The sequence below is a fragment of the Streptomyces clavuligerus genome (genome assembly GCF_005519465.1).
Taxonomy (GTDB): domain Bacteria; phylum Actinomycetota; class Actinomycetes; order Streptomycetales; family Streptomycetaceae; genus Streptomyces; species Streptomyces clavuligerus.
This window is the reverse complement of record NZ_CP027859.1, coordinates 1,421,288-1,445,815: the sequence shown is the minus strand read 5'-3', so window position 1 is coordinate 1,445,815 and position 24,528 is coordinate 1,421,288. Positions and strand designations below refer to the sequence as shown.

Annotated in this window: 16 protein-coding genes; 7 read left to right on the top strand and 9 right to left on the bottom strand. The window is 73.7% G+C overall.

Features of this window, described 5'->3' with window-relative positions:
* The first annotated feature begins 1,327 nt into the window (after positions 1-1,327).
* From CRV15_RS34365 to CRV15_RS34350, 4 genes are all read left to right on the top strand, one after another.
* Complete coding sequence (locus tag CRV15_RS34365; RefSeq protein ID WP_003963605.1) at positions 1,328-2,056, top strand: ATP-binding cassette domain-containing protein; 729 nt, start codon at positions 1,328-1,330, stop codon at positions 2,054-2,056.
* Positions 2,053-2,733: a hypothetical protein gene (locus tag CRV15_RS34360; protein ID WP_003958101.1), complete on the top strand. Its 681-nt coding sequence runs from the start codon at positions 2,053-2,055 to the stop codon at positions 2,731-2,733. The genes CRV15_RS34365 and CRV15_RS34360 overlap by 4 nt, the downstream gene beginning before the upstream one ends.
* A gap of 646 nt (positions 2,734-3,379) precedes the next feature.
* A complete protein-coding gene (locus tag CRV15_RS34355) occupies positions 3,380-4,273 on the top strand; it encodes a beta/alpha barrel domain-containing protein (protein WP_003963604.1) in 894 nt (297 codons plus the stop codon).
* The gene (locus CRV15_RS34350) at positions 4,270-5,097 is read left to right on the top strand and encodes a hypothetical protein (RefSeq protein WP_003963603.1); all 828 of its coding nucleotides are present in this window, start codon (positions 4,270-4,272) and stop codon (positions 5,095-5,097) included. Before CRV15_RS34355 ends, CRV15_RS34350 begins: the two co-directional genes overlap by 4 nt.
* Before the next feature lie 13 nt (positions 5,098-5,110).
* Here the strand turns inward: CRV15_RS34350 and CRV15_RS34345 are convergent, their stop codons facing one another.
* From CRV15_RS34345 to CRV15_RS34315, 7 genes are all read right to left on the bottom strand, one after another.
* Positions 5,111-6,712, bottom strand: a complete 1,602-nt coding sequence (locus CRV15_RS34345) for a carbamoyltransferase C-terminal domain-containing protein (protein WP_003958098.1) — start codon at positions 6,710-6,712, stop codon at positions 5,111-5,113.
* Positions 6,709-7,974, bottom strand: coding sequence for a glycosyltransferase family 2 protein (locus CRV15_RS34340; RefSeq protein WP_003958097.1), 1,266 nt, complete (start codon positions 7,972-7,974; stop codon positions 6,709-6,711). The genes CRV15_RS34345 and CRV15_RS34340 overlap by 4 nt, the downstream gene beginning before the upstream one ends.
* 202 nt (positions 7,975-8,176) lie before the next feature.
* On the bottom strand, positions 8,177-9,685 hold the full coding sequence (locus CRV15_RS34335) for a B12-binding domain-containing radical SAM protein (protein WP_003963602.1): 1,509 nt from the start codon (positions 9,683-9,685) through the stop codon (positions 8,177-8,179).
* Positions 9,686-9,730: 45 nt separating this feature from the next.
* Positions 9,731-11,305, bottom strand: coding sequence for an asparagine synthetase B family protein (locus tag CRV15_RS34330; protein WP_003963601.1), 1,575 nt, complete (start codon positions 11,303-11,305; stop codon positions 9,731-9,733).
* Between the two features lie 451 nt (positions 11,306-11,756).
* Positions 11,757-12,992, bottom strand: coding sequence for a glycosyltransferase family protein (locus CRV15_RS34325; protein ID WP_003963600.1), 1,236 nt, complete (start codon positions 12,990-12,992; stop codon positions 11,757-11,759).
* Positions 12,982-14,949 carry an asparagine synthase (glutamine-hydrolyzing) gene (gene asnB / locus CRV15_RS34320; RefSeq protein WP_009999568.1) on the bottom strand — a complete coding sequence of 656 codons (1,968 nt, stop codon included), beginning with the start codon at positions 14,947-14,949 and terminating at the stop codon, positions 12,982-12,984. Before asnB ends, CRV15_RS34325 begins: the two co-directional genes overlap by 11 nt.
* A gap of 4 nt (positions 14,950-14,953) precedes the next feature.
* Positions 14,954-15,979: an NAD-dependent epimerase/dehydratase family protein gene (locus CRV15_RS34315; RefSeq protein ID WP_009999567.1), complete on the bottom strand. Its 1,026-nt coding sequence runs from the start codon at positions 15,977-15,979 to the stop codon at positions 14,954-14,956.
* A 648-nt stretch (positions 15,980-16,627) separates the two neighbouring features.
* Between CRV15_RS34315 and CRV15_RS34310 the strand changes: the two genes are divergently transcribed.
* Positions 16,628-18,382, top strand: a complete 1,755-nt coding sequence (locus CRV15_RS34310; protein WP_009999566.1) for an ABC transporter ATP-binding protein — start codon at positions 16,628-16,630, stop codon at positions 18,380-18,382.
* Positions 18,379-20,475, top strand: coding sequence for an ATP-binding cassette domain-containing protein (locus CRV15_RS34305; RefSeq protein ID WP_003963596.1), 2,097 nt, complete (start codon positions 18,379-18,381; stop codon positions 20,473-20,475). The genes CRV15_RS34310 and CRV15_RS34305 overlap by 4 nt, the downstream gene beginning before the upstream one ends.
* Positions 20,476-20,573: 98 nt before the next feature.
* On the opposite strand, the gene hemA is transcribed toward CRV15_RS34305, so the two are convergent.
* On the bottom strand, positions 20,574-21,782 hold the full coding sequence (gene hemA, locus CRV15_RS34300; RefSeq protein WP_003963595.1) for a 5-aminolevulinate synthase: 1,209 nt from the start codon (positions 21,780-21,782) through the stop codon (positions 20,574-20,576).
* Positions 21,783-22,078: 296 nt separating this feature from the next.
* Here hemA and CRV15_RS34295 point away from each other — a divergent pair, with 296 nt between their 5' ends.
* Entirely contained in the window at positions 22,079-23,671 is a 1,593-nt protein-coding gene (locus CRV15_RS34295) for a long-chain-fatty-acid--CoA ligase (RefSeq protein ID WP_003963593.1), read from the top strand.
* A 210-nt stretch (positions 23,672-23,881) separates the two neighbouring features.
* Here CRV15_RS34295 and CRV15_RS34290 read toward each other — a convergent pair whose 3' ends face one another.
* Positions 23,882-24,343: a peptidase inhibitor family I36 protein gene (locus tag CRV15_RS34290; RefSeq protein WP_044972805.1), complete on the bottom strand. Its 462-nt coding sequence runs from the start codon at positions 24,341-24,343 to the stop codon at positions 23,882-23,884.
* Positions 24,344-24,528: the final 185 nt, after the last annotated feature.

Genomic DNA, 24,528 nt, shown 5'->3' with positions numbered 1-24,528 from the left:
GTCGGACGCGGAGGCCGGACCGCGAACCGCACCGGAGGTCGTGTCGGAGGCCGGGCCGGAGACGGTGCCGGAGGCCGGGTCGGAAGCCGCGTCGGAGTCGGAGGCCGCACCCCAAGCCACACCGGAGGCGGTGTCGGAAGCAGCGCCGGGGGCCCGGCCGCCAGCCGCACCGGAGGTGGTGTCGGAGGCCGGGCGGGAGACGGTGCCGGAGGCCGGACCGGAAGCGGAAGCCGGACCAGAGGCCGCGCCGAAGGCGGTGTCAGAAGCCTTGCCGGAAGCGGCACCGGAATCAGCACCGGGGGCAGTGCCGCACGCCACGCCGGACGCGAAGGCCGGACCGCGAACCGCACCGGAAGCCGCGTCGGAGTCGGAAGCGGAGGCCGCACCCCAAGCCGCACCGGAGGCAGTGTCAGAAGACGCACCGGGCACGGAAGCCGGACCGGAAGCGGAAGCCGGACCAGAGGCGGTATCGGAAGCCGGACCAAGGACCCCGCCGGAGGCCGGGCCGCACGCCACGCCGGACGCGGAGGCCGGACCGCGAGCCGCACCGGAGGCGGTGTCGGAGGCAGTGCCGCAAGCCGCACCGGGGGCGAACGGGAGCGCCGTGAGCCTTCGTAGCCTGCGGACGGCCTCTTCCCGCTCCCCGGCCCCGTACTGCATGCCCACCCAGACGGTAAGCGGCAGATCCGGATGAGCCCGCCGCACCGGCCCGAGTGCCTCCAGGAGGTGCCGGACGGCCGTCTCCTGCGCCTCGGCCGGGCAGCGCCCCACATAGGTGGGCAGCAGCACGCCGAGACCGCCGTGCGGCAGCCGGCCCCCCGGCACCTGCCGCGCGGTCGGGGGCAGGGTGGTCTCCGGCCCGGCGGCGACCACGGTGACCGGCAGTTCCGGCTCGGGCGGTGGCGCGTAGCCGCGTGCCACCGCGCGCTGTATCCAGGAGCGTTCCGCCCCGCGCATTCCGCCTCCCCCCGGCCCGTGCCGTCCGCGCCGTCCGTACCGCGTCCCTGTCGGCCACGGCGGCGTCACGCTAACCACCGCCGTTCGTAGATCACAAGACCCGTGCCGCCACGGCGAATTCCCGGGTACCCGGAGCGGTGGGCGGTGGGCGCCGCCGGAGCACCCGGGGTCGTACGGGAGTATCCGCGTCCCAACCACCCGGATTTCGTATGAAAGCAGGGGCGTCCGGGCCGGGCGGATTTACCGCACCCCTTCCGCGGAGCCTAAAATCCCTGACGGACGGGGGCCGTCGGCCGTGTCGCACACGGCGTCATACGCAGTGTCATCCGCGGTGTCATCCGCGGTCCGGGAACAGAAAGGTGTCCTGCACATGAATTATCCGGTGAGCGCCAATGAGCGCTGGGAAGGCGGCTTACCAGGGGATTCCCCGGGACGTGTGCTGCTGCACGCCCAGGGGATCGGCAAGGGATTCGGCCGCCGCCGGGTCCTCGACGGTGTCGAACTCACCGTCCGCGCCGGAGAGGTGGCCGCCATCGTCGGCGGCAATGGCGCGGGCAAGTCCACGCTGCTCAAGATATGCGCGGGCATGATCGCCCCGGACCGGGGCCGGGTCACCGTGGCCGGACGGCTCGGCTACTGCCCCCAGCAGGCGGGGGTGTTCGGGTATCTCACCCCCCGGGAGCACTTCAGCCTCTTCGGCACCGGCCGGGGCATGCGCGGCCGGGCGGCCGACCGGCGGGGCCGTGAGCTGGCCGCCAAGCTCGACTGGACGGTCGACCGCGCCACCCTCACCAAGGACCTCTCCGGCGGCACCCGCCAGAAGCTCAATGTGGTGCTCTCCGCCCTCGGCGAGCCCGACGTCCTCCTCCTCGACGAGCCGTACCAGGGCTTCGACCGGGGCTCCTACCTCGACTTCTGGAAGAACGTCTGGGAGTGGCGGGCGGAGGGCCGTGCGGTGGTCGTGGTCACCCATATGCTCCATCAGCTCGACCAGGTGGACCATGTGCTGGACCTCGGGCCCCACCGCGGCGCGGGCGACGGCCCCGGCGCCCGGGGCATCGACGACCGTCCGGCCCGCTCCCCGGAGGCGCTGCGATGAACCGGACCCTGTGTCTCGCCGGGATGACCCTGCGGGAGCTGTCGCGCCGCCGGGGTGTGCTCGGGCTGCTGCTGCTGGTGCCGCTCGTCTTCTATCTGGGGCGGCTCGACCAGACCGGGCAGGCCATCCGGTTCGCCGCCCTCGGCGTCGGCTTCGCGGTCTCCACCGCCGCGCTCTTCTCCGTCGTCGGCGCCCGTGAGGCCGACGCCCGGCTCGTCCTCTCCGGGTTCCGCCCCCACCATCTGTATCTGGGCCGGTTCCTGGCGCTCCTGACGGCCGGACTGGTGATCGCCGGGGCGTACGCGACGCTGACCGTGGTGGGGCAGGAGGTCCGCAGCACGGCCGCGGTGGTGGCGCAGTTCGCCCTGACCGCGCTGATCGCGGTGCCGCTCGGGATGCTGCTCGGTCTCGCCGTCCCCCGGGACCTGGAGGGCAGTCTGCTGCTCATCTCGGTGATCGGCGCCCAGATGGTCATGGACCCGGAGAAGGACGCGGCGCGCGCCCTGCCCTTCTGGTCGACCCGCGAGATCATCACCTATGCCGTCGACGGCTCCGCGGCGGCCTCGTTCGGGACCGGCGCCGTCCATGCCGTCGTGGCGGCCGGGGCGCTGGTGCTCGTGAGCGGGGCCGTGCTGACCGCCCGGCTGCGCCGCCGCCCCCATCTGCGGTTCGTGTGAAACGGACGCGCAGGAAGGGCAGGAGGAGAAAGAAGATCAAGAGGGGGGAAGAGGCGAAGGGCGGGAACGGCGAGAACGGTGGGAACGGCGGGGACACAGACGGCGCACGGACTCGTTTCCCGTGCGCCCTTTACCGCCGTCCAGGCGGGCGGACTTTCCTCGGTCAAGCGCCGGAAAAGCAGAGACGGATGCCCCTACCTCGCCGAAACGAACACGTGTAAGGTGTGGTTTTCGTGAGCCCGGGGCATGTTATTCGCCCCTGAAAGACATCGCGCGGTGCCGCCTTCTCTCCTGCGCGGGAGAGTAAGTGGACGATGCACGGTGATGATCCTCCGGCCGTATGGCCGGGCCATTGTCCAGCTCAGTGCCGTGGAATTCCGCCGTCGGGGTCCGGGACGCGTCCGGGGACACGCCGGGACACATCCGGGGACACGTTCGGTGACCGGGCGGACTTCCACAGCGGCGAGGGAATTCCCGGGTCGCCCCGTGCGGGGCGGGAATTCCCCGGGGACTGTCATGGCACCGTTCATCCACCAGGCCGTTCCCCGCCGTTCCCGGACGCCCCGCGGTGACCGGACGGGCGGGGCCCGCGCCGCAGCGGTGTGTCAGCGCAAGGCAGCAGCACCGACCCCGAGGGGACACGCTGGTGAACGCCGTACCCGAACTGACCCACCGGACACCGAGGAAGACCACCCCGCCCCCGGCCGTGTTCCACCCGGGGAAGACCCTGGCCCGGCTGCGCGAGCATCCGCCCGGCCCGGTGCACATCATCGACCCCTTCAAGATCCCGCAGCACGAGGCGGTGGAGAAAGCGGCGGCGCTGGACGCCCTCGGCTTTCCCGCGATCCTGCTCGCCAGCACCGACTACACCGCCTTCGAGGACCGGATGGAGCCGTATCTCGCGGCCATCAAACAGGTCACCTCGCTGCCGCTGCTGCTCCACTTCCCGCCCCGCAAGGGGATCGGCTTCCCGCTGGTGGCCGGGGCCGACGCGGTGGTCCTGCCCGCCCTGCTCGGGTCCACGGACGACTACTACGTGTGGAAGAGCTATCTGGAGACCCTGCTCGCCCTGCCCGTGCGGCTGGACCGCGAGGACTGGCCCGAACTGCTCCTGACGGTGGCCCTGACCTTCGGCGAGGACCACAAGACCGGCGATCTGCTCGGCACCGTCCCCGTGAACACCGAGAACATAGAGGACACCGAGAACACCGAGGACAGTCGGGGTGCGCGGGGCCCGGCGGGCGGCAACCGGCTCGACACCCATATCGCCGTCGCCCGCGACTTCGGCTTCCATCTGGTCTATCTCTACTCCCGCTACGACCGGGTGCCCCTCGATGTGATCCGCCGCTTCCGGGCCGGGCTGCGCCCCGGGCAGATCCTCTTCGTCAGCGGCAATGTCCACCGCCGTGAACAGGTCGACGACTATCTGGCGGCGGGCGCCGACTGCGTGGGCTTCGCCGGGGCGCTCGAACACCCCGACTGGCGCACCACCCTGAAGGAGCTGGCCGACCCGGGCCGCCGCCGGGAGGAGAGCCGATGAGTTCACCGTTCTCCCCCGAGTACGAGGCGGGCATGCTGCGCACCGAGTCCGCCAACCGGGACCGGATCACCGCCTTCGTGGCCGCCAACGGCGGCTCGCCCGAACTGGTCGCGCATGTCGCCGCCATCCGTCTCTATCTGCGGGTGCCCCACTTCCTCACCGAGTGGATAGGGGAGCCGGAGCTGCGCGCCGAGGTGGCCTCCGCCCTCGTCATGGACATCGTCGCCATGAAACTGCTCGACGACCTGATGGACGACGACAGCGGACTCGACCGCATCCAGCTCGCCTGCCTCTGCCTCCATCTCCATCTGACCGCGCTGCGGGAGATGTGCGCGCTGTCCCGGGACCCGCAGGCCGTGGTCGACCTGCTGGAACACGACTTCACCCAGGTCTGCACCGGACAGATACGCACCAAGCGGGAACGGGCCAGGAACCTGGACGAGTGGTGCGCCAACGCCAGTACGTACGGCGCCGCCTTCCTCGGCGTCTACGGGGCGCTCGCGGCGCTCTGCGGGCGAAGACCCGGCTCCATCGGCCCGGCCCGGGAGTTCGCCGAGGCGTACGGCACCCTCATCACCCTGGCGGACGACCTCACCGACTACGACCGCGACGGCGAACGGGCCGGGAACATCGGCCATCTGCTGCTCACCGGCGCGGTCACGCTGGACGAGCTGACCGGGCTGGTGGACCGGCTGACCACGCGCGCCGAGCGGGCGGCGTACGAGCAGCCGGTGGCGCGTGGGCTCGTCCCCGTTCCCGGGATCTACCGCGACGACGTGCTCCACCGGCTGCTGCCCCGTTTCCGCGCGGAGCTGGGGCTCTGAACGGGGTGATGGCCTACCGGGCCCGTTCCGCGCCCGCCCGGTAGGCCATCACCTCGTCGAAGACATACAGGTCGACCCCGGTACGGGCGAAGTCGTCCAGCACGTCCCGCGCGGTGTGCGCGATGGCCCGGCCGGGCCCGTTGAGCGAGGTGTTGATCAGCGCCGGGACCCCGGTGAGCGCTTCGAACGCGGTCAGCAGGGCGTGCAGCCGGGGCTCCTCGGGGCCGAGGGTCTGGATGCGGCAGGTGCCGTTCACATGGCGGGCCTCGGGCGCCGTGCCCTCCGGCAGCGGGTACTCGAAGAGCATGTGCGGCGAGGGGTGTTCGCCCGGGTACAGCTCCGCGAACCGCTCGGCCCGCATCATCGCCCCCAGCGGCCGGTACCACTCCCGCTGCTTCAGCTCCTCGCTCATGCGCTTGCGCATCCCGGGCACCGCCGGGTTGCCGAGCAGCGAGCGGTGGCCGAGCGCCCTCGGACCCAGTTCCGCCCGGCCTTCCAGATGGGCGACGACGCCGCCGTCGGCGAGTGTGCGGGCGACCGCGTCCCCGTCGTAGGGCAGGGGGGTCAGCCCCGCGTCGGCGAGCGCCTCCAGGGCCGCGGCCCGGCTGTCGCCGCCGCCGTTGGCGCAGACGTCGAACGGGGCGGTGTCCACGCCGTGCAGATATTTCAGGGCGTAGATCCCGGCGCCCACCAGGTGTCCCGCGTCCCCGCAGGCGGGCGGGACGGCGATGTCGCGGCCGAAGCGCTGCCGCAGCACCGAGTTGGCGACGATGTTGAGGGCGCAGCCGCCGCCCAGGGCGATGGGGCCGACCCCGGAGCCGGTACGTACCGCGTGGCGGTCGAGGACCGTGTGCACGGCCTCGGTGAAGAGTTCCTGATGGGTGGCGACGACGGACGCCATCCGCTCGAAGTCGCGGGCGAACTCGGGCCGGACGGAGAGTTCCTCCTGCACCCGCCGGGCCAGTTCCAGATCGTGCATCACGCGGGGATCGACCGCGAGCAGGGTCTCGCGGATCCGCGGGTCGGGGCTGCCGTAGCCGCCGAGCGCCATCACCTTGCCCGCGACGCTGGGGCCGAGCCCGTGGCCGAAGAGATGGCCGATCGCGGTCCAGCCGAAGCCGTTGCCGTACCAGGGCAGGGGGTCCTTCTCGACCCACTCCAGCCGGCCGTCCCGCACCTGGAAGAGGGAGCTGCGGGTGATCTGTCCCCGTCCCTCGTTGACGAGGACGGTGGTGCCCTCGGCGTGGCCCGCGTAGTGGGCCGCCAGCGCGCCGTGCGACACCTCGTGGGTGACCACGACGCACGCCACCCGGCGGCCGAGCAGCTCGCAGACGGTGCGGTGGTGCGGTGCCCCCGCGCCGATCCGTTCCATCGCCCGGTCCAGGTCGGGAATGCGCAGCAGGGACCCGCGGACGGGGGTGCTGACCGCGACCAGCTCGATCCGGGCGGGGTCCACCTCGGGCCGGGCCAGGACATGGTGGAGCGCCAGGTCGGACCGGTGGTCGTGTTTCACCCGGGTCAGCCGCTCGGTCTCCACGGCGTACACCAGCCGTCCGTCCTCGAAGTACCCGACGCCGGTGTCATGGCCTGCGGAGTGGAGGGACAGGACGTTCATGGGGACTCCTGACGCGGTCGGGCGGTGGGACGCGGGGCGGGGACGGAGGAGTACGGGGCCCACTCGATCCGGCGCAGCGGACGGCGCAGCACTCCGCGCAGCCCCAGTTCGGCGGCGACCTTGGTGAACCAGCCCAGGTAGAGCCAGCCCAGCGCGGCTTTCTGGAGGCCGAGGCGGCGGCCCCGGGAGCCGTCCCAGTCGGTGAGCGGCCAGACTCCGGCGAAGAGGACGTGGCGGAAGTAGTGGCGGGCGACGGGCAGGGGCCAGTCCCCGAGGTCGACGAGGTGGTTGAGGAGCAGCCGCCGGATGCGGCGGCGGGTCTCCCCGGCGGGCCCGGCGACGTAGTAGTGGCAGATAGCGTCCGGGACGAGCCGCAGCCGGGCCAGGGGGTCGGGTTCCCCGGGGGCGAGCAGCCGGAAGCAGATGTAGCCGTCGTCGGAGAGGTAGCGGCCGGGCAGTCCGCCCGCGACGACGTCGGTGCCGACGAGGATGCAGCAGCCGTGGGGGTAGCCCGTCGCGGTGGCGGTGATCTCCTTGGCGCGGGCCAGGGTGCGGGAGGTGGCGAACTCCTTGGTGTGGGGGACCTTGGTGGCGCCGACCGCGCCCCGGCAGCCGCCCTCGCGGAAGGCGGTGACGAGGTGGGCCAGGGCGCCGGGGTCGAGGGTCACGTCGTCGTCGACCCAGCCCACGCCCGCCGCGCCGAGGGCCTCGGCGACGGCGACGGCGGCGTTCAGGGTGCGGGGTTTGCCCGGTCCGGGCAGCCACAGGCCGAGCGGGGCGACCTGGGGCAGCCGGGCGGCGGCCCGGTCCAGCAGGGAGCGCAGCCGGTCCCGGGCCCGGGGTTCGTCCTCGGGTGCGGTCCACTGCATTCCGACGGCGAGGACGACGGGGACGCCGGGGTGGACGGCGGTCGTCTCGGCGACCCGGTCGAACAGTGCGTCGAGCCGTTCGTGCTGTTCGGCGGCGGTGGCCCGGCCGACGGCTGTCGGCGCGACGAGGACCAGCGCCGGGCCCGGGGCGGCACCCCGCGTGGCGAGGTCCGCCGTCAGGGCGCGGGCGGCCCGGTGGGCGGTGTCGGTGACGGAGCCGTCCGGGAGGAGGTGGCGCACGGGTACCGACCACGAGGGCGCGGGGGCGAAGCCGCGGGCGACGGCCGCGCGCAGTGTGCGGGCCGCCCAGGGCTCGTGCCGGCGCTCGGGCGCGCCGGGGGCCAGGGGGGTGTTGAGGGGGACGGGAGGGCCGGGGCGCAGCGGCTCCGGCACGGCGGCGGTGGCGGTGCCCGTGCCTGGGCCCGTGCCTGGGCCCGTGCCTGTGCTCGTAGCCGTGCCCGTGCCCGTACTGGTTCCTGTGCCCGTACCTGTTCCTGTGCCTGTGCTTCTGGCCGTAGCCGTGTCCGTGCCGGACAGCGGGCCCGGGCCGCCGGGGGTCCGGGCCGAGCCGCCCGGGGTCTCCGGGCGGGCGGGGTCAGAAGTCACGGTCGGTGTTGGAGGTCGAGCGGGCGAGGCTGCGCAGCCCGTCCAGGGTGTTGCGCCACTGCCCGGTGGTCGCCATATGGCTCACCAGCGGTTTCACCATCTCCTTGCGCAGGAAGAAGCGGCGGTAGGCGATCTGGGCGCGGAGCTGGGCGTCCGGCACCAGATAGCCGATCCGGGCGTCGAACTCGCCCCGGACGAAGCGGTCCCAGTAGTCGGCGGGGATGCGTCCGGCGGCCACCGACTCGGTGTGCAGGGGGGTCCCCGGCAGCGGGGTCGCGGTGTAGAAGCTGGCGTAGTCGAGGGGGATGCGGCAGGCCAGGTCGAGGGTGCGGCGGAACTGTTCCCGGCTCTCGTCCAGCCAGCCGACGATGAAGTAGCCGAAGCCCTTGATCCCGGCCTCGTGGGCGGAGGTGACGGCCCGTTCGATCTTGCCGATGTCGCTCTCCTTGCGCATCCGGGCCAGGATCTCCGGGTCGCCGTGCTCGATCCCGAACCGCAGCCGGACACAGCCCGCGCCCGCCATCGCCTCCAGCAGTTTCTCGGGGACGAGGTCGACGCGGGTGGGGGCCTCCCAGCGGACCTTCAGCCCCCTCTCGTTGATCAGCGCGCAGATCTCCCGGACCCGGCCCCGGTGCAGGGTGAAGACGTCGTCGTAGAACATGATCTCCTTCACCCCCCACCGTTTCTGGAGCTCCGTCATCTCCCCGACGACGTCCTCGGGGGTGCGGTACATGGACTTCTTGTCCACGGCCTGTTTGAAGCAGAAGCTGCATTTGAAGGGGCAGCCCCGGCTGGAGATCATCGTCGCGAAGGGGCGGGGCGCCATGATGGAGTAGTAGCTGTTCATCGGCAGGCCGCCGCGTTCGGGCCAGCCGACCTCCTCCAGATTGACCATCGGGGCGGCCCCGCCGTCGTGGTCCCGGGTCACCAGGCCCCGGATGCCCTCCGGTTTCTCCCCCTGCTCCAGGGCCTCGGCCAGCTCCGGCATGATCGTGATGCCCTCGCCCACGCCCACGTAGTCGATGCAGTCGTGGTAGAGGTTCTCCCGGGCGTAGACCTCGGTGTGCGGGCCGCCGAGGATCACCTTGGCGCCGGTGCTCTTGGCGGCCCGGCACGCCTCCACCGCACCCGGCAGCCCGGGGGTCGTGGTGCTCACCCCGACCAGGTCGGGCCCGAAGTCGGCGAGGAGTTCGCGCAGCCCCTCGCTGTCCAGCCCGAGCGCGGGGGTGTCGACCTGGATGACATGGTGGAATCCGGCGGTCTTCAGCGCGGTGTGGATATAGCCGAGCCCCAGGTGCGGCAGGACGCCCGCGCGCCGCTGGATCTGGCTGATCTGCCGGGTGTTGAGGCAGAGGTCGTGGTGGCGGACGAGTGCGATCCGCAGCTTGCGCTGTTTCCAGCGGGGCAGTCCGGATGTGCGGGCCGGGGCGGCGACGGCGGTCCCGCAGCCTCCGGTGCCCGCCGGGGCGGTGCTGATGACGGGCAGTGACTTCCGCATGGTGTTCCCTCCTTCGGGGTGGTGCGACGGGGTACGCGGGCGGGGTCAGCGGCGGCTGCCGGGGCCCGTGCCCGCGGCCAGGGACTCCAGTTGGAGGAGATAGAGGGCGAGCGGCAGCAGCCTGCTCACCCGGGCCGGGGCGCCGGGGCCGCGCCCGGCGGCCAGCAGCCGGCCGAGCAGCCCGTCGCCCGCGCGCAGCCAGCGCGGTTCGGTGAGCAGGGCGTGGCCGAGCAGCCGGGTGAGGAACGCCAGCCGGTGGCGGGCCAGGGCGGCGCCCTGCCGACCGGGGACGGCGGCGGCGAAGCCGAGCCCGGCGTGCTCGGGGAAGGCCCGGTGCAGCGCCCGGTCGTGGAGGTCGCCGTCGAGGAGAAACCGGTGCGGAACGGTCGTGAGGTGGTCGAAGAGGGCGTGGTCGAGGTAGGGGGCGTGGACGGCGGTGCCGGAGGCGAGGGCGTAGGGGGCCATCGCGATGGACCGGCGGGTGCGGTTCCAGAAGAAGAACGAGCCGAGCGGGAAGGCCGCGTGTTCATGCCGGGCCAGCTCGGTGACGAGCCGGTCCCTGGCCCGTTCGGCGCTCCACAGCCGGCCGAGGCGGGGGCCGAGCAGCCGCTCGGCGTGGCGCCCGGTGCGCCCTGCCTCGCGCAGCAGCCGTGCGGCCAGCTCGGGCGGGGCGGGGCGGGCCGCGGAGAGTTCGCGGATCAGGCCGATGCTGGGGTTCTGGGCGAGTTCCCCGCCGCCGATGCCGTCGTAGGTGAGGGGGGTGTGGCGGCGCAGATGGGCCAGTACCGGGAGCGCCCAGGCGCCGTCGAGGGTGGTCATGCTCTGCGCGGTGTTCGCGGTCAGTTCGGCGCGGAACTGGGAGCGGCGCGGGGTGAGGGTGCGGTGCGGCAGGCCGAGCCGTCCGGCGAGTTCGGCGGCGACGCGCGCGTCGGCGCCCGGGTCGGGCGGGAACTTCGCCCCGCTCAGGCAGAGCCGGGGCGAGGCGCCCTGGCGGTGCAGCTCCAGCAGGATGTGCCGGGAGTCCCGGCCGCCGCTGAGCGGCAGGACGTACGGCTGCTCGGGCAGCCGCCGGGCCACCGCCTCCCGGAACAGCTCGACGAAGCCGTCCACGGCCCGCTCCCGGTCCATGGCGGCGGGGCCGGGCGGCGGACGCCATCCGCTGGTCAGGCGCGTTCCCCCGGCGGCGGTCCAGGTCAGGGTGGCGGCCGGGGGCAGGGCGCGGATCTGGGCGAAGCAGGTGTCCTCGGCGAGGAAGAAGCCGAGGCGGACGAAGACGGCGAGGGCGTCGTGGTCCAGCTCGGCGGGTTCGCCGGGGGCCAGCAGGGCGCGCAGGTCCGGGGAGAGGGCGAACCGGTCCGCCCCGGCGCGGTAGAAGAGCGGACACATCCCGTACCGGTCGGTGCGGACGTGGAGCCGGGCCCCGTCCCAGCGCCACCGGGCGAAGATCCCCTCGGGGATCTTCGCGCCCTCCGGGTCGCCGAGCGGATGCCCGAGGGTGGCCGCCACGGCCCCCTCGGCCCGTACCCCGCCGGACGTCCGCCACAGCCGCAACACGGGCGCCGGGCCCGCGCCTCCGTCCGTCCCGGGCCGCCCGGGGGCGGTGACCGGGGCGCTCACCATGCCTCCGACCGTGGAACGGTTCCGCTCGCGGCACGCAAACCCGGCGGGGCGGGTGCCGCGCCGGTCTCCCCGCCGGAAAGCCGACCTGCCGGAGGAACGCCCGCCCCCACCCGTCGGCCGCGCAGCCGCCCGGCCGCCGCACCGCCGCCGCCACCGGGGGGCCGCGTCGGCGCCGTGCCCCCGTAACCCCTGGCGGACGGACGCGCCACCACCCCTCCCCCACCGGGGAAACGGGACACCGTCACACCTCCGGCGGCCAGGCACACCGCCACCGCGTACCCAGCGGGGAAACGCGCTGTCCCCATTCCCCCGGCGGACCGACGTTCCGTCACCACGCCTCCCACGGAAGCCCGGCCCGACACCCCGACCCTGGCGGACGGACGGGCCGACACCGCGCCCCCGGCGGCGGGCGGACACACCGCCACCGCTCCCCGCCAGGCGCCCCGCGTCGTCATCGTTCCTCCAGCAGGGAGCCCACCGCCGCGCCGATGCGGGTCGCCACCGTGTCCTGGTCGAGTACGCGGCTCGCGAAGCCGATCGCGGACTTCTTGTGGCGGGCGATGGACTCGGGGCGGGAGAGCCAGTCGTCCGCGGTGCGCAGCAGCTCGTCCGGGGCGGAGCAGGCGCGGCCGAGGGCGTGTTCGTGGATCAGGCCGGGGACCCATTCCTCCATCGGCAGTCCGGACTCCAGCATCAGTACCGGGATGCCGAAGTAGGCCGCCTCCAGTGTGGTGTTGGGGCCGGCCTTGGAGACGAGGAGGCCATGGGCCGAGCGCGCGGCGCGGTCGATGTAGTCGAAGTACTCGGTCTGGGTGAGCCTGCTGTGGAAGCGCCAGTGCCGCTGCCGTCCCGCCGAGCCCGCCGCCCGGCGGGCCAGCCCGGGGTCGTCGTAGCCGACGAAGACCAGGTCCACCGAGGGGTGGTCGGCGGCGATGCGTTCCAGGAGGCGCAGATACACCTCGCCGCCCCGGTTGCAGAAGACGATCAGCCGGGGGCGGTCGGGGTCGTCGTCGTCCGCTCCCCAGGGCGCGGCCCCGGAGGCGGTACCGGGCGCGGTGTCCGCCGTGGCTGCCGGGCCGGTCATGAACTCGCGCAGGTCGTGCTGGGCGACCAGCGGCCCCACCACCCGGACGCGCGCGGGGTCGCCGCCCTCGTCGGCGAGGAGGCGGCGCGCGGCCCACTCGAAGCCCACCAGGGTGAGGTCGGGGAAGCGGCTGCGGTGCAGCGGGATCTGGAGCAGCCCCGGGTTGGTCACCTGGCTGACCACCTTGGTGGGGGTGCCCGCGAGCCGTACCGCCGCCACGCACAGCCGGGCCAGGAACCCCTTGGTGCCGACGACGACGTCCGGGGAGGTCTCCCGCAGATGCGCGGTCAGCCCGCTGAGCACGGCCGCCTGCGCCGGGGTGGGGTCCTCCTCGAACCCCTGCGGGAAACGCTCCTGGAGCCGTTCCATGAGTCCCCGGTAGCGGGCGTTGCGGGTGGCGAGGTCGGGGCTCTCCTCCGAGATCACCCGGATCTCCGCGCCCGCCTCGCCGAGCAGCGGCACCAGGGGTTCGGCCTCGCCCAGCGCGACCTCGGCGGCCACCCGCTCCCGCAGGACCCGGGAGAAGCTCGTCGCCGCGAGGTAGTTGCCGAACTTGCCCCAGGTGCGCGGGGAGAGGACCTGGATACGGGGTTCAGGGGGCACGGTGGATCTCCTCCGGGAGGGCGAGGGGCAGGGGCCGGGCCGGACGGGCGCCCCGGCCCGGCCCCTCGTACCAGAGCTGGTAGGTCAGCAGCGCCCACAGGGCGCGGGAGGTGTCGCGGCGCCCGGAGAGGTGGTCGTCGGTGAGAGCGCGCACGGCGGCCGGGTCGAGGAGGCCGCCGCGCTCCAGCGCCGGGGCGGCGAGGGTGTCCAGCAGCAGCGGGCGCAGCTCCTCCCGCAGCAGCCGGGCCAGCGGTGCGCGGAAGCCCAGTTTGGTGCGGCGGACCGTGCGGCGGGGCAGCCAGGGCGCGGCGATGCGGCGCAGCAGGTACTTCCCGGTGAGCCCGCGCAGTTTGAGCCCTTCCGGCAGGCTGTTGCCGTACTCCACCAGGTCCACGTCGAGGAAGGGGGAGCGCAGCTCCAGCGCGCTGCGCATGCCGCCCCGGTCGGCCTTGGTGAGGATGACGTCGCGCAGGAAGTGGGCGACGACGGCGAGCTGGGCCCGTTGGAGCCCGCTGAGCGGACCGGGCTGGGCGGTCAGCAGCCGGGCGATCTCCGCGAAGGGGCGGTGTCCGTCGAGTGCCCCGCGCGCGGCGGGCCCGAGCACCGTGGCCAGGGCGGCCGGGGCGAAGGGCGCGTTCGCCAGGTGGAAGCGGTGTTCGGGCGCGGCGCCGAGCCCTTGGGCGAGCCGCCGCAGCGCCTGTGCGGCGGGCAGGTTGCCGGAGCGGACGGGCAGGGCACGGGCGGTGAGCGTCGCGGCGGCGGCCAGGCGCGGCGCGGGGATGTGGCGCAGCAGGGCGTCGATGGTCCGTTCGGCCTGGAAGTAGCGGTAGCCGAGGAGGAGTTCGTCGGCCCCGTCACCGGTGAGCACCCCGCGGACCCGTTCCCGGGCGGCGCGGCAGACCAGCCGGGTCGGCAGCAGCGACGGGTCGGCGAGGGGTTCGTCGGCGTGGGCGTACTCCTGTTCCACGACGGCGGCCAGTTCGGCGCCGCCGATCCGCACCACGTGGTGTTCGGTGCCCAGGTGCCGGGCGACGGCGCGGGCGTGCGGGGTCTCGTCGAAGTCGGTGTCCTCGAATCCGGCGCTGAACGTGGGCACGGGGCGTCCCGGGGAGAGTTCCTGGGCGAGCGCGGCGACGACGCTGGAGTCGAGTCCGCCGCTGAGCAGGACCCCGAGCCGCCGCCCGGTGCTGGTGACGCGGCGGGCGACGGCGGCGCGCAGCAGTTCCTCGAAGCGTTCGGCGGCCTCCCCGGCCCGGGGTGTCCGTGCGCCGGGGGCGGGTCCGACGCGGGGCCGCCAGTGCTCGGTCTCGGTGAGCGACCCGTCCGCGTACCGGACGAACGCGCCGGGGCGTACCTTGCGGACCTGGGCGCAGGCCGACTTGGGCGCGGGGAAGGCGCGGAGCACCAGATAGTCGGCGAGGGCGTCGGTGTCGGGGGCCGGGGACACCTCGGGGTGGCACAGCAGGGCGGTGAGTTCCGAGGCGAAGGCGATGCCGCCGGGAATCCGCGCGTAGTAGAGCGGTTTCTTCCCGAGCGGGTCGCGGGCGAGCACGGTGGCGCCGGTGCGGGCGTCGTGCGCGGCGAACGCGTACATGCCGCGCACCCGTTCGAGGACGGCGGTGCCGTGCCGCTCGTACAGCTCCGTCAGGACTTCGGTGTCGCTTCCGGTACGGGGGACGAAGCCGGTGGCGGCGAGTTCGCGGCGGAGTTCGCCGTGGTTGTACAGCTCGCCGTTGAGGACGAGGGAGACGGCGCCGCTGGCGGAGCGGAAGGGCTGGCCCGCTCCTTCGGGGTCGACGAAGGTGAGGGCGCAGTGGGCGAGGGTCAGGCCCGCGTGGCGGCACCAGCCGGTGCCGTCGGGTCCCCGGTGGGCGAGGGCGGCGAGCATCCGGCCGGCCGTCGTCCGCGCGGGGCCGTCCGGCCCGCCGGGGTCGCTGAAGCCCACGAAGCCGCACATGCCGTCAGGCTCCGGCCGTCGTCCGCACGCCCGCGGCGGACGGGGCGGACGGTGCGGGCGGTGCGGGGGCGGGGGTGTGCCGGGCCCACTCGATCTGGCCCGCGAGCCCCGTGCGGATGTCCACGGCGGCGGTGAAGCCGAGCCGTTCGCGGGCGCGCCCGGTGTCGGCGGCGGTGGCCGCCGCGTCGCCCGCGCGGGCCGGGCCGTACCGGGCGTCCGGTGTGCGTCCGGTCAGCTCGGCGGTGAGGGCCAGCACCTCGTTGACGGAGACGGAGTTCCCGGTTCCGATGTTCAGCACCTCGCCGCTGCCGCCCCCGCTGCCGCCGCCGTACGGGCTGGCGGCGGCCGGGCCGTCGACGGCGCCCGCGAGGGTGAGGGCGCGGACCACGTCGGAGACATGGACGAAGTCCCGTATCTGGGTGCCGTCGCCGTGGATGGCGAGCGGGGCGCCCTCCAGTGCCGCCCGGATCATCCGGGTGATGAGCATGTCGGGCCGCTGGCCGGGGCCGTACACGGTGAAGAAGCGCAGGGCCCGGACGTCGAGGGAGATGTCGTCGCGGGCGGCGAAGGCGAGCGCCAGCCGCTCGGCCGCGAGTTTGGTCACCCCGTACGGGGAGAGCGGCGAGGGCACCTGGTCCTCGCTCATGGTGCCGGATTCGCCGGGACCTCCGTAGACGCTGGAGGAGGAGGCGACGACGACCCGTCGCACCCCCGTCCGGGCACAGGCGTCCATCAGCCGCTGGGTGGCGAGCACATTGCAGTGCAGATACTCGGGGAAGCGCGTCCAGGAGGGGCGGACCCCGGGCAGCGCGGCGAGGTGGAAGACGGTGCCGACGCCGCTGAGCAGCGGTTCCAGCTCCAGTGAGACCAGATCGCCGTGGACGGCGCGCAGGGAGCCCCGGTCCCCGGCCCGCTCGGTCTCCCCGTCCTCCCAGGTGTCCCGGCGATCAATTCCGACAACATCCGTTCCACCGTCGCGCAAAGCGGTGACGAGATGGCATCCGATGAATCCGGCCGCACCTGTGACCACGGCTTTTCCGCTTCCTCCCGGAGTATTTCCGCTCGGTGCGCTTCTTCCCGGGACATCGATGTGGCCCGACATGGGAATCCCCCTTGCTCGTTCCTGTTCGTTTCCGGGTGAGGCCGTTCACGTCGGGCCCTTCAGGTGCGGCCCGTTCATGTCCGGCCTTCGGGTGCGGCCCTTCCTGTACGTACGCCCCTTTCACCTGGGCATGGGGCCGTTCGCATGAAGCCGTTCGCTGAACCGTTCACATGACGCCGTTCGCTGCGGTGGACGCGCTGTGCGGAGTTGCGCTCCGGAATCGCCTCCGATCGGCGCCGGAGTGCGCCGGGCGGAACGGTCGGCCACCGCGCCGTTATTACGCGGGGAACACAGATACGGGGCCGGGCGAAACCTGGTAGGAGCGGCTGCGAGAGGTGTATCCGCCGGGTGGAATTCACCGTGACGGCAGGGGAAGGGCCCCCAAGACGCCGGGAGTCTAACAGCGCCGGGAATCCGCAGCAATGGTTCATCTGTCGACCGGCCGCCGACCGCTCGGCGCCTCCGAGAAATGATCTTCGGTGCCTTCGCCGGGGCCGCTCAGCCCCATTCCCAAAATCCCGCGGCCTCTTTATGCTGACGGCTTCCGCCGCGGATCACGAACGGGGAGGGGAGCCGTTGGCCTTCGGTCCCTTGTGGCAACTGGCCGGACTCACCCGTTATCTGAGGGGCGAGCGCCGTGCCGTGACCCTGCTCGCCCTGCTGATTCCCGCGGGTGTCGCCCTTCAGCTCGCCGCCCCCCAACTGCTGCGCCGCTTCGTGGACTCGACCCTGCACCACGGCTCGTCCGCCGCGCTGACCGGTATCGCCCTGTGGTATCTCGCCTCGGCGGCCGGACAGATGGCCGTGGTCGTCGGCGGCGACGCGGTCGCCGTACGGCTCGCCTGGCGCGGCACCGACCGCCTCCGCGCCGAGCTGGTCGACCGCTGTCTGCGCCGCCCCGCCCGCTTCTACCAGGAGCATCCCCCTGGAGAGCTGGTCGAACGGATCGACGGGGACGTGACCCGGCTCGCCGGGGTGATGTCCGCCCTCGTGCTGGAGGTACTGGCCCATCTCGCCCTCGTCCTCGGCGTCCTGGTCGCGCTCTTCCTCTTCGACTGGCGGATCGGGCTGGTCTTCGCCCCGTTCGCGCTGGCCACCGTCGTCCTGCTGCACCGGCTCGCCGGGCGCTCCCTGCCGCTGGTCACGGCGCGTCAGCGCAGCGCCGCCGATCTCCTCGGCTTCCTGGAGGAACGGCTCGCCGGAGCCGAGGAGCTGCGCGTGAACGGCGCGACCGCGCACACCCTCGGCGCCCTGGAGCTGCGGCTCGCGGACCTCGGCGGGCGGGCCCGCGCCGCCGCCCGGGTCTCCGTCCGCTGGCCCGCCACCGTCCAGGCGCTCTCCGCGCTCAGCGTCGTCCTCGCCCTCGCGGTCAGCGTCTGGCTGCACTCCGCCGGGCGGCTCTCCACCGGGACCGCGTTCGCCACCCTCTCGTACGCGCTGCTCCTGCGGCGCCCGCTGCTCACCCTCTCCACCCGGTTCCACGATCTGGAGCAGGCGGTGGTGAGCGCGGGGCGCGTCGCCGAGCTGCTCGGCGCCCCCGGCGACCCCGGCACCCCCGCGCGCGCCCGCTCCGCGCCCCTGCCGGACGGCCCCCTCGGGGTCGGTCTCACGGCCGTCTCCTTCCAGTACGAACCGGGCGAGCCGGTGCTGCGCGGGGTGAGTCTGCGGGTGGGGCCCGGTGAACGGGTGGGGGTGGTCGGCCGCACCGGCTGCGGCAAGTCCACGCTGGTCCGGCTGGTGTTCGGGCTCCAGCACCCGGGGCGCGGCTCGGTGACCGTCGGCGGCCGGGAGGTCGGGGAGCTGGACCCGGCGGACCTGCGCGCCCGGGTCGCCCTGGTCACCCAGGAGGTCCAGATCTTCCACGCCAGCCTCCGCGACAACCTCGCCTTCTTCGACCGTTCCGTCCCCGACCGGCGGCTGCTCGCCGCCCTGGAACAGGCGGGCCTGGACGACTGGCGCCGCGGGCTCCCCGACGGCCTGGACACCCCGCTCGGCACCGCCGACGGGGCCCGGGGCATGTCCGGCGGGCAGGAGCAGCTCCTCGCGCTGGCCCGGGTCTTCCTGCGCGACCCGGCCGTCGTCCTGCTGGACGAGCCGACCGCCCGGCTCGACCCGCACACCGAGGCCCTGCTGGAACCCGCGCTGGAACGGCTGCTGCGCGGCCGGACCGCCCTCGTGGTCCAGCACCGGCCGCACACCCTGCGCCAGGTCGACCGGATCGTGGTGCTGGACGCGGGGCGCGTCGTCGAGGACGGCCCGCGCGAACGGCTCGCGGCGGACCCGGGCTCCCGCTTCCACGCGCTGCTCGCACCCGGCGGAGGAACCCGGTGAGCGCCCCGGCGGGGGCCTCGTCAGGAGCCGACGGCGACGGAGGCGCGCGGACGGCGACGGAGGCCGACGGCGACGGCGACGGCGACAGCGACGGGAAGCACAGGGGCATGGATGGGGACGGCGGAGGAAAGCACGCGGACGGCGACGGGAGCACGCGTGCCGACGGCGACGAAAAGCGCGCCGACGGCGGGGAGAGGCACGCGGACGACGGCGGGAAGCGCGGTGCCAACGGCGGGGGAAAGCACGCCGACAACGGCGCGGAAACGGGCGCGGACGGCGGCGGGAAGCGCGCGGACGACGGCAGGGGCACGCGTGCGGACGGCGGGGGCGGTGCCGACGGCAGGGGAACGCACGCCGACGGCGGGGGCGGGGTGCGCGCCACCGTCGCCGCGCTCGGCGCCGTGCTGCACGGCCGCCGCGCCGCGTACTGGGGCCTCACCGCGCTGTGGGTCCTGGTCCGCGCCGGGACCCTCGCCCTCGGCCTGGTCTTCCAGCGCCTCTTCGACCAACTGGGCGGCGGCAGCGGCGGCGACCGGCTGCTGTGGTCGCTGATCGCCTGGGTCGCCGCCGTCGAGGCGGCCCGGCTCTGCCTTCAGTTCGGGCTGATGGCGGCCCGGCTGGAACCGGCCCTCCAGTACGACACCACCGGCCGGATGCGCCGCGCCCTGCTCGCCTCCGCGCTGCGGCGGCCCGGCGCGACCTCCCGCACCGCACCCGGCGAGGCACTGCGCACCGTGGGCGAGGACGTCGACGAGACGGGCTTCTTCGCCGCCTGGTCCCCGACCAACCTCGCCCACTGGATCTTCGTACTCGCCTCGGTCACCATCATGATCAGGATCGATCCGACGGTCACCCTGGCGCTGTTGGCACTGCTCATCGCGGTGACGGCGGCGACCGGGGCGCTGCACGGCCGCTTCCTCGCCCACCGCAGGGCCACCCGCACCGCCTCCGCCTCCGTCGCCGGGGCGCTGCGGGAGGCGATCGGCTCCGTGGCGGCGGTGCAGGCAGCCGCCGCCGAACGGCATGTGTCCGCGCATGTCGTCCGGTTGAACGAGGCCCGCGCGCGGGCCGCCGTCCGGGAGGAGCTGTACGCGAGCCTCCAGCGCACCGTGCTCGGCAACGCCGCCCCGATCGGGGTGGGTCTGGTGCTGCTGCTGACCGCGACCGGGTCCCGGGAGGGCTCCTTCACCGTCGGTGACCTCGCGCTGTTCACTCTCTATCTCCAGCTCCTCACCGAGGCGCTGGCCTCCATCGGCATTCTGTCGGTGCGGTTCCAGCGGGTGTCGGTGGCGCTCGAACGGGTCGGCGGCTTCTTCGGCGGCCGGCTCCGCCACCGCCTGGACCCACCCGCCGCACCCGCCGCACCCGCGAGGGCGGATGCGGCCGGTGCGCTGCGGGAACTGACCGTGCGCGGGCTGACAGCCCGGCACCCCGGCGGCGGCCACGGCGTCGAGGACATCGATCTCACCGTCGTCCGCCACTCCGTCACCGTCATCACCGGAGGGATCGGTTCCGGCAAGACCACGCTGCTGCGGGCGGTGCTGGGGCTGCTGCCCCGGGAACGGGGCGAGATCCTGTGGAATGGGGAGCCGGTCGCCGACCCCGCCGCCTTCCTGGTCGCCCCCCGCTGCGGCCACACCCCCCAGGCACCCCGGCTGTTCAGCGGCACCCTCCGGGAGAACATCCTGCTCGGGGCGGACGGGGCGGCCTTCGGACCGGCCGTCGACACGGCGGTGCTCGGGCCCGATCTGGCCACCCTGGAGGAGGGCGCGGACACCGTCGTCGGACCGCGCGGGCTACGGCTCTCCGGCGGGCAGCTCCAGCGCGCCGCCATCGCCCGGATGCTCGCCCGCGACCCGGAACTCCTCGTCCTCGACGATGTCTCCAGCGCGCTGGACCCGGACACCGAACGGCTGCTGTGGCAGCGGCTGCTGGCCCGCGGCCCCACCGTCCTCGCCGTCTCGCACCGGCCCGCGCTGCTGCGCGCCGCCGCCCGGGTGGTGGTCCTCAAGGACGGCAGGGTCGAGGCGGCGGGCACCCTGGAGGAGGTGCTGTCCGCCTCGCCCGAGATGCGCCGGATCTGGACCGGCTGACCCGGGACGGCCGAAACGGCCGGGCCCCGGGGGCACATCAGGACGGCCCGGGGCGCGTCAGGACGACGGGCCCGGGATCACGCGGCGACGGCCCGGGATCACACGGCGGCGGTCGTCCGGGGCCCGTCCAGCCCGGTCCAGACGGTGTCCAGCGCCGCGGCGAACTCCCGCACCTCCTCCGGCCGGTGCACCGCGGAGGGCGCGATCCGCAGGATCTCCTCGCCGACCCGCACACTCGGCGCGTCGACCGCCTGCACATAGATCCCGTACCGCTCCAGCAGCAGCCGGGACATCCCCTTCGCCCGCCGCTCGTCCCCGACCAGCGCCGAGACGATGTGCGACTGGTCCGAGAGGAACGGCAGCGAGCGCTCCCGCAACAGCCCGTGGAGGAGCGAGGCGTTCGCGGTCAGCCGACGGCGTTCCTCCTCCGAGCCGCGCAGATGCCGCACCGCCGCCAGCGCGCCCGCCGCGACGGACGGCGGCAGCGCCGTGGTGAAGACGAAGGAGCGGGCGTGCGCCCGGATCGCGTCGATCAGCACCGCGGGACCGGCGACATAGCCGCCCGTCATCCCGAACCCCTTGGCCAGCGTCCCCATGATCACCGTGAACGAGGAGGCCAACCCCTCGCGGGCGGCGATGCCCGCGCCCTGCGGACCGTACATCCCCACCGCGTGCACCTCGTCCAGGAAGGTCACCGCCCCGTACCGCTTGGCGAGGTCGGCGAGCTCGGCGAGTGGCGCGATATCGCCCCCCATGGAGTGGACCGACTCGGTGACGATCAGCTTGGGGACGTCCGGGTCGGCCGCCGCGAGCAACTCCTCCAGATGGGCGCGGTCATTGTGCCGGAAGATGTGCTTGCGGGCCCCGCTGTGCCGCAGGCCGTCGATGATGGAGGCGTGATTCCCCTGATCGGAGAAGACCTCGCAGCCGTCGATCCGGCCCGCGAGCACGGAAAGAGAGCCCTCATTGGCGGAGTATCCGGAGGTGAAGAGCAGTGCCTCCTCCTTTCCATGGAGATCGGCGAGTTCCCGCTCCAGAAGGACATGGTGGTGATGTGTTCCGCCGATGTTCCGTGAACCACCCGATCCGGCACCGTATTCGTCGACCGCCCGGTGCATCGCCTCCAGAACAGCGGGATGCTGCCCCATACCCAGATAGTCATTGCTGCACCAGACGGCGATCTCGCCGTTCTCCGCGGTAGTGGCCGCGGGAAAGCGGCCCGCGATCCGGCCCAGCTCCAGAAACTCTCTTTTCCGGTCCGCGGATTCATGCGCAAGTCGTGCGAAGAAGTCCATGTACTGGGACATGATCCAGGCTCGCTCTCTGGTCGCTTCCCGATCCGGCGCGGCTCATCGTAGAATGCCCGGCGGATTCTGCACAGAGCCGATCTCCCATTCCCTGGGCCCGTCACCGATCCCCCATGATCCCCAGTGATCTCGCACAAAACCTGGGGTTCCTTCGTTCTCACTGGTCACCCGTGGTTTCTTCCGCTCACCGAGCATGGTCGTTCCGATCCCGCCCGGTCCCGTGCCGACGGGACCCGATCGCCCCGGAGTGTGCGCATGGACCGTCACAGCCGTCCCGACTCCCCCGTTCCCACGCGGTGAACGCCACCCTGTCCGCCGCCACCGTCCTCGCGGACACCGCGGGCCGCCGCCCGGACCACCCCGCCCTCGTCGCCGGAGCCGAGCGGATCACCTACCACGAGCTGTGGCGTTCCGCCCGCCGCTACGCCGCCGTCCTGCGCGAGGAGGGCGTCGGCCCGGGGGACCGGGTGGCGCTGCTGCTCCCCAACACCCCCGACTTCCCCCGCGCCTACTACGGCGCGCTCGCCCTCGGCGCGACCGTCGTCCCGGTGAACGCGCTGCTGAAGGCGGACGAGATCAGCTTTGTGCTGAAGGACTCCGCCGCCTCCGTCCTGATCTGCGACACGGCGCTGACCGGCGAGGGCGCCCGCGCGGCAGCGGCGACGGGCACCACGCTCCTGACGGTCGGCCCACCGGTGGTCCCGGCGGCGGCCGGGACCACCAGGACCGCCGGGACCGCTGTGGCCGCCCCGGCCGTCGGGCGCGCCCTCGACGCGCGCGCCGCCGTGGCCGCCCCCGTCGCGGGGTGGGTGCCCCGGGCCCCCGACGACATCGCGCTGATCCTCTACACCTCCGGCACCACCGGCCGTCCCAAGGGCGCGATGATCACCCAGCTCAATCTGGCGATGAATGTGGGCACCACCGTGCTCGCCCCCTTCGCCATGCGCCCGGAGGACGTCCTCCTGGGCTGTCTGCCGCTGTTCCACACCTTCGGGCAGACCTGCGGCATGGGCACCTGTTTCCGCGCGGGGGCCACCCTGGTCCTGATGGAGCGCTTCGACGCGGACGCCGCCCTCGCCCTGATGAACGCCGAGCGGTGCACCGTCGCCATGGGGGTGCCCACGATGTTCATCGGACTGCTGGAGGCGGCGGCCCGCACCCCGGAGCGGCCCCCGCTGGAGCGCGTCTACTCCGGCGGCTCCGCCCTGCCGGTGCGGGTGCTGGAGGAGGTCACGCGGACGTTCGGCTGCCCGGTCTTCGAGGGGTACGGGCTCACCGAGACCTCACCGGTCGTCACCTTCAACCAGCACCCCTGGCCCTGTCTTCCCGGCACGGTCGGCAGGCCCATCCCCGGGGTGGAGGCGGAGATCGCCGACGCGCTGGTGCGGGACCGGATCGTCCTGCTGCCGCCGGAGGAGACCGGGGAGATCGTCGTCCGCGGCCACAATGTGATGGCCGGGTACCTCAACAACCCCGCCGCCACCGCCGAGGTCATCATGGACGGCTGGTTCCGCACCGGGGACCTCGGCACCAAGGACGCCGAGGGGGTGCTCACCGTCGTCGACCGCACCAAGGACATGGTGATCAGGGGCGGCTACAACGTCTACCCCCGGGAGATCGAGGAGATCCTCGCCCGGCACCCGGCCGTCGCCCAGGCCGCCGTCGTCGGCGTGCCCGACGAGCGGCTCGGCCAGGAGGTCTGCGCGGTGGTCGTGGTCCGCCCGGAGACGGTGACGGACGGCGCCCTCGCCGCCGACATCATCGCCTGGACCCGGGCGCGGATCGCCGCCTACAAGTACCCCCGCCGGGTGGAGTTCCTGACCGAACTGCCCCTCGGCCCGAGCGGCAAGGTCCTCAAACGGGAACTGGCCGCCCGCTTCGGCTCCTGACGCGGGGCCGGGGCCGGGGCCGTCACACGGTGGCAGGTGACGCCGGAGCCCCGTTCGCGCGGAAGCGGGAGGCCGGGACGGAGCGAGGGCGCGGAGCACGGGTCTTACGGGTCTTACGGGGCGGAGGACGGCTGCCGGGTCGTGGCCGGGCGGCCACGACCCGGGCGCCGTACGACAGAGCACGGCGCGGCGGGGCACCGCACCGTCCGGCTAACAGATCCGGTCGCGGGAGAACCTGAAGGACGACGTCTGGTCGTTGGCCTGGGCGGAGAGCACCGTCGCGCTCTCCTGGGGGGCGATGGAGCCCATGAGACAGCCGCCCTGGAAGTCGATGTCGCGGTAGAGGGTGACCCACTCGCCCGTACGGTTCCAGTACGAACTGCCCCTGTCGTTCATATAGGGGCCGATCCAGGAGATGCCGGCCACCGCGGTGGCCATGGCGCCGTCGTAGTTCGAGTCCTCCCAGAGGCAGAACTTCGACTGCGGGCAGAAGTACGGGTTCCCGGCGGCGGCCGGGGGCGCGGTCACCGCCCCCAGCGACAGGGCCGCGGTGAGCGCGGCCCCGAGCACCGCCGCCCGGGTCCGAAGGGCCTTCCGGCGGCCGGTGCGGCCCAGCGGCTCCCCCGGTGCGGCGGGGTGCGTCGGGTGGGGCGTGGTCACGGTGTACGGCATGGTCACGCGTGCTCTCTCGTCGGTCGTGCTCGGGAGGGCGGACAGTGGTACGGGCCTCGCGGCGGCCGGGTGCCACCCTTCCCCGGCACGTCGCGGCCAGCCAGGGGTCCACCCGTCCCGGGGGCCCTCAGAACCAGGGAGTTCAAGCCACCCCGGGAGCTTCAGCGCTTCCTGGAGGAGGGCCA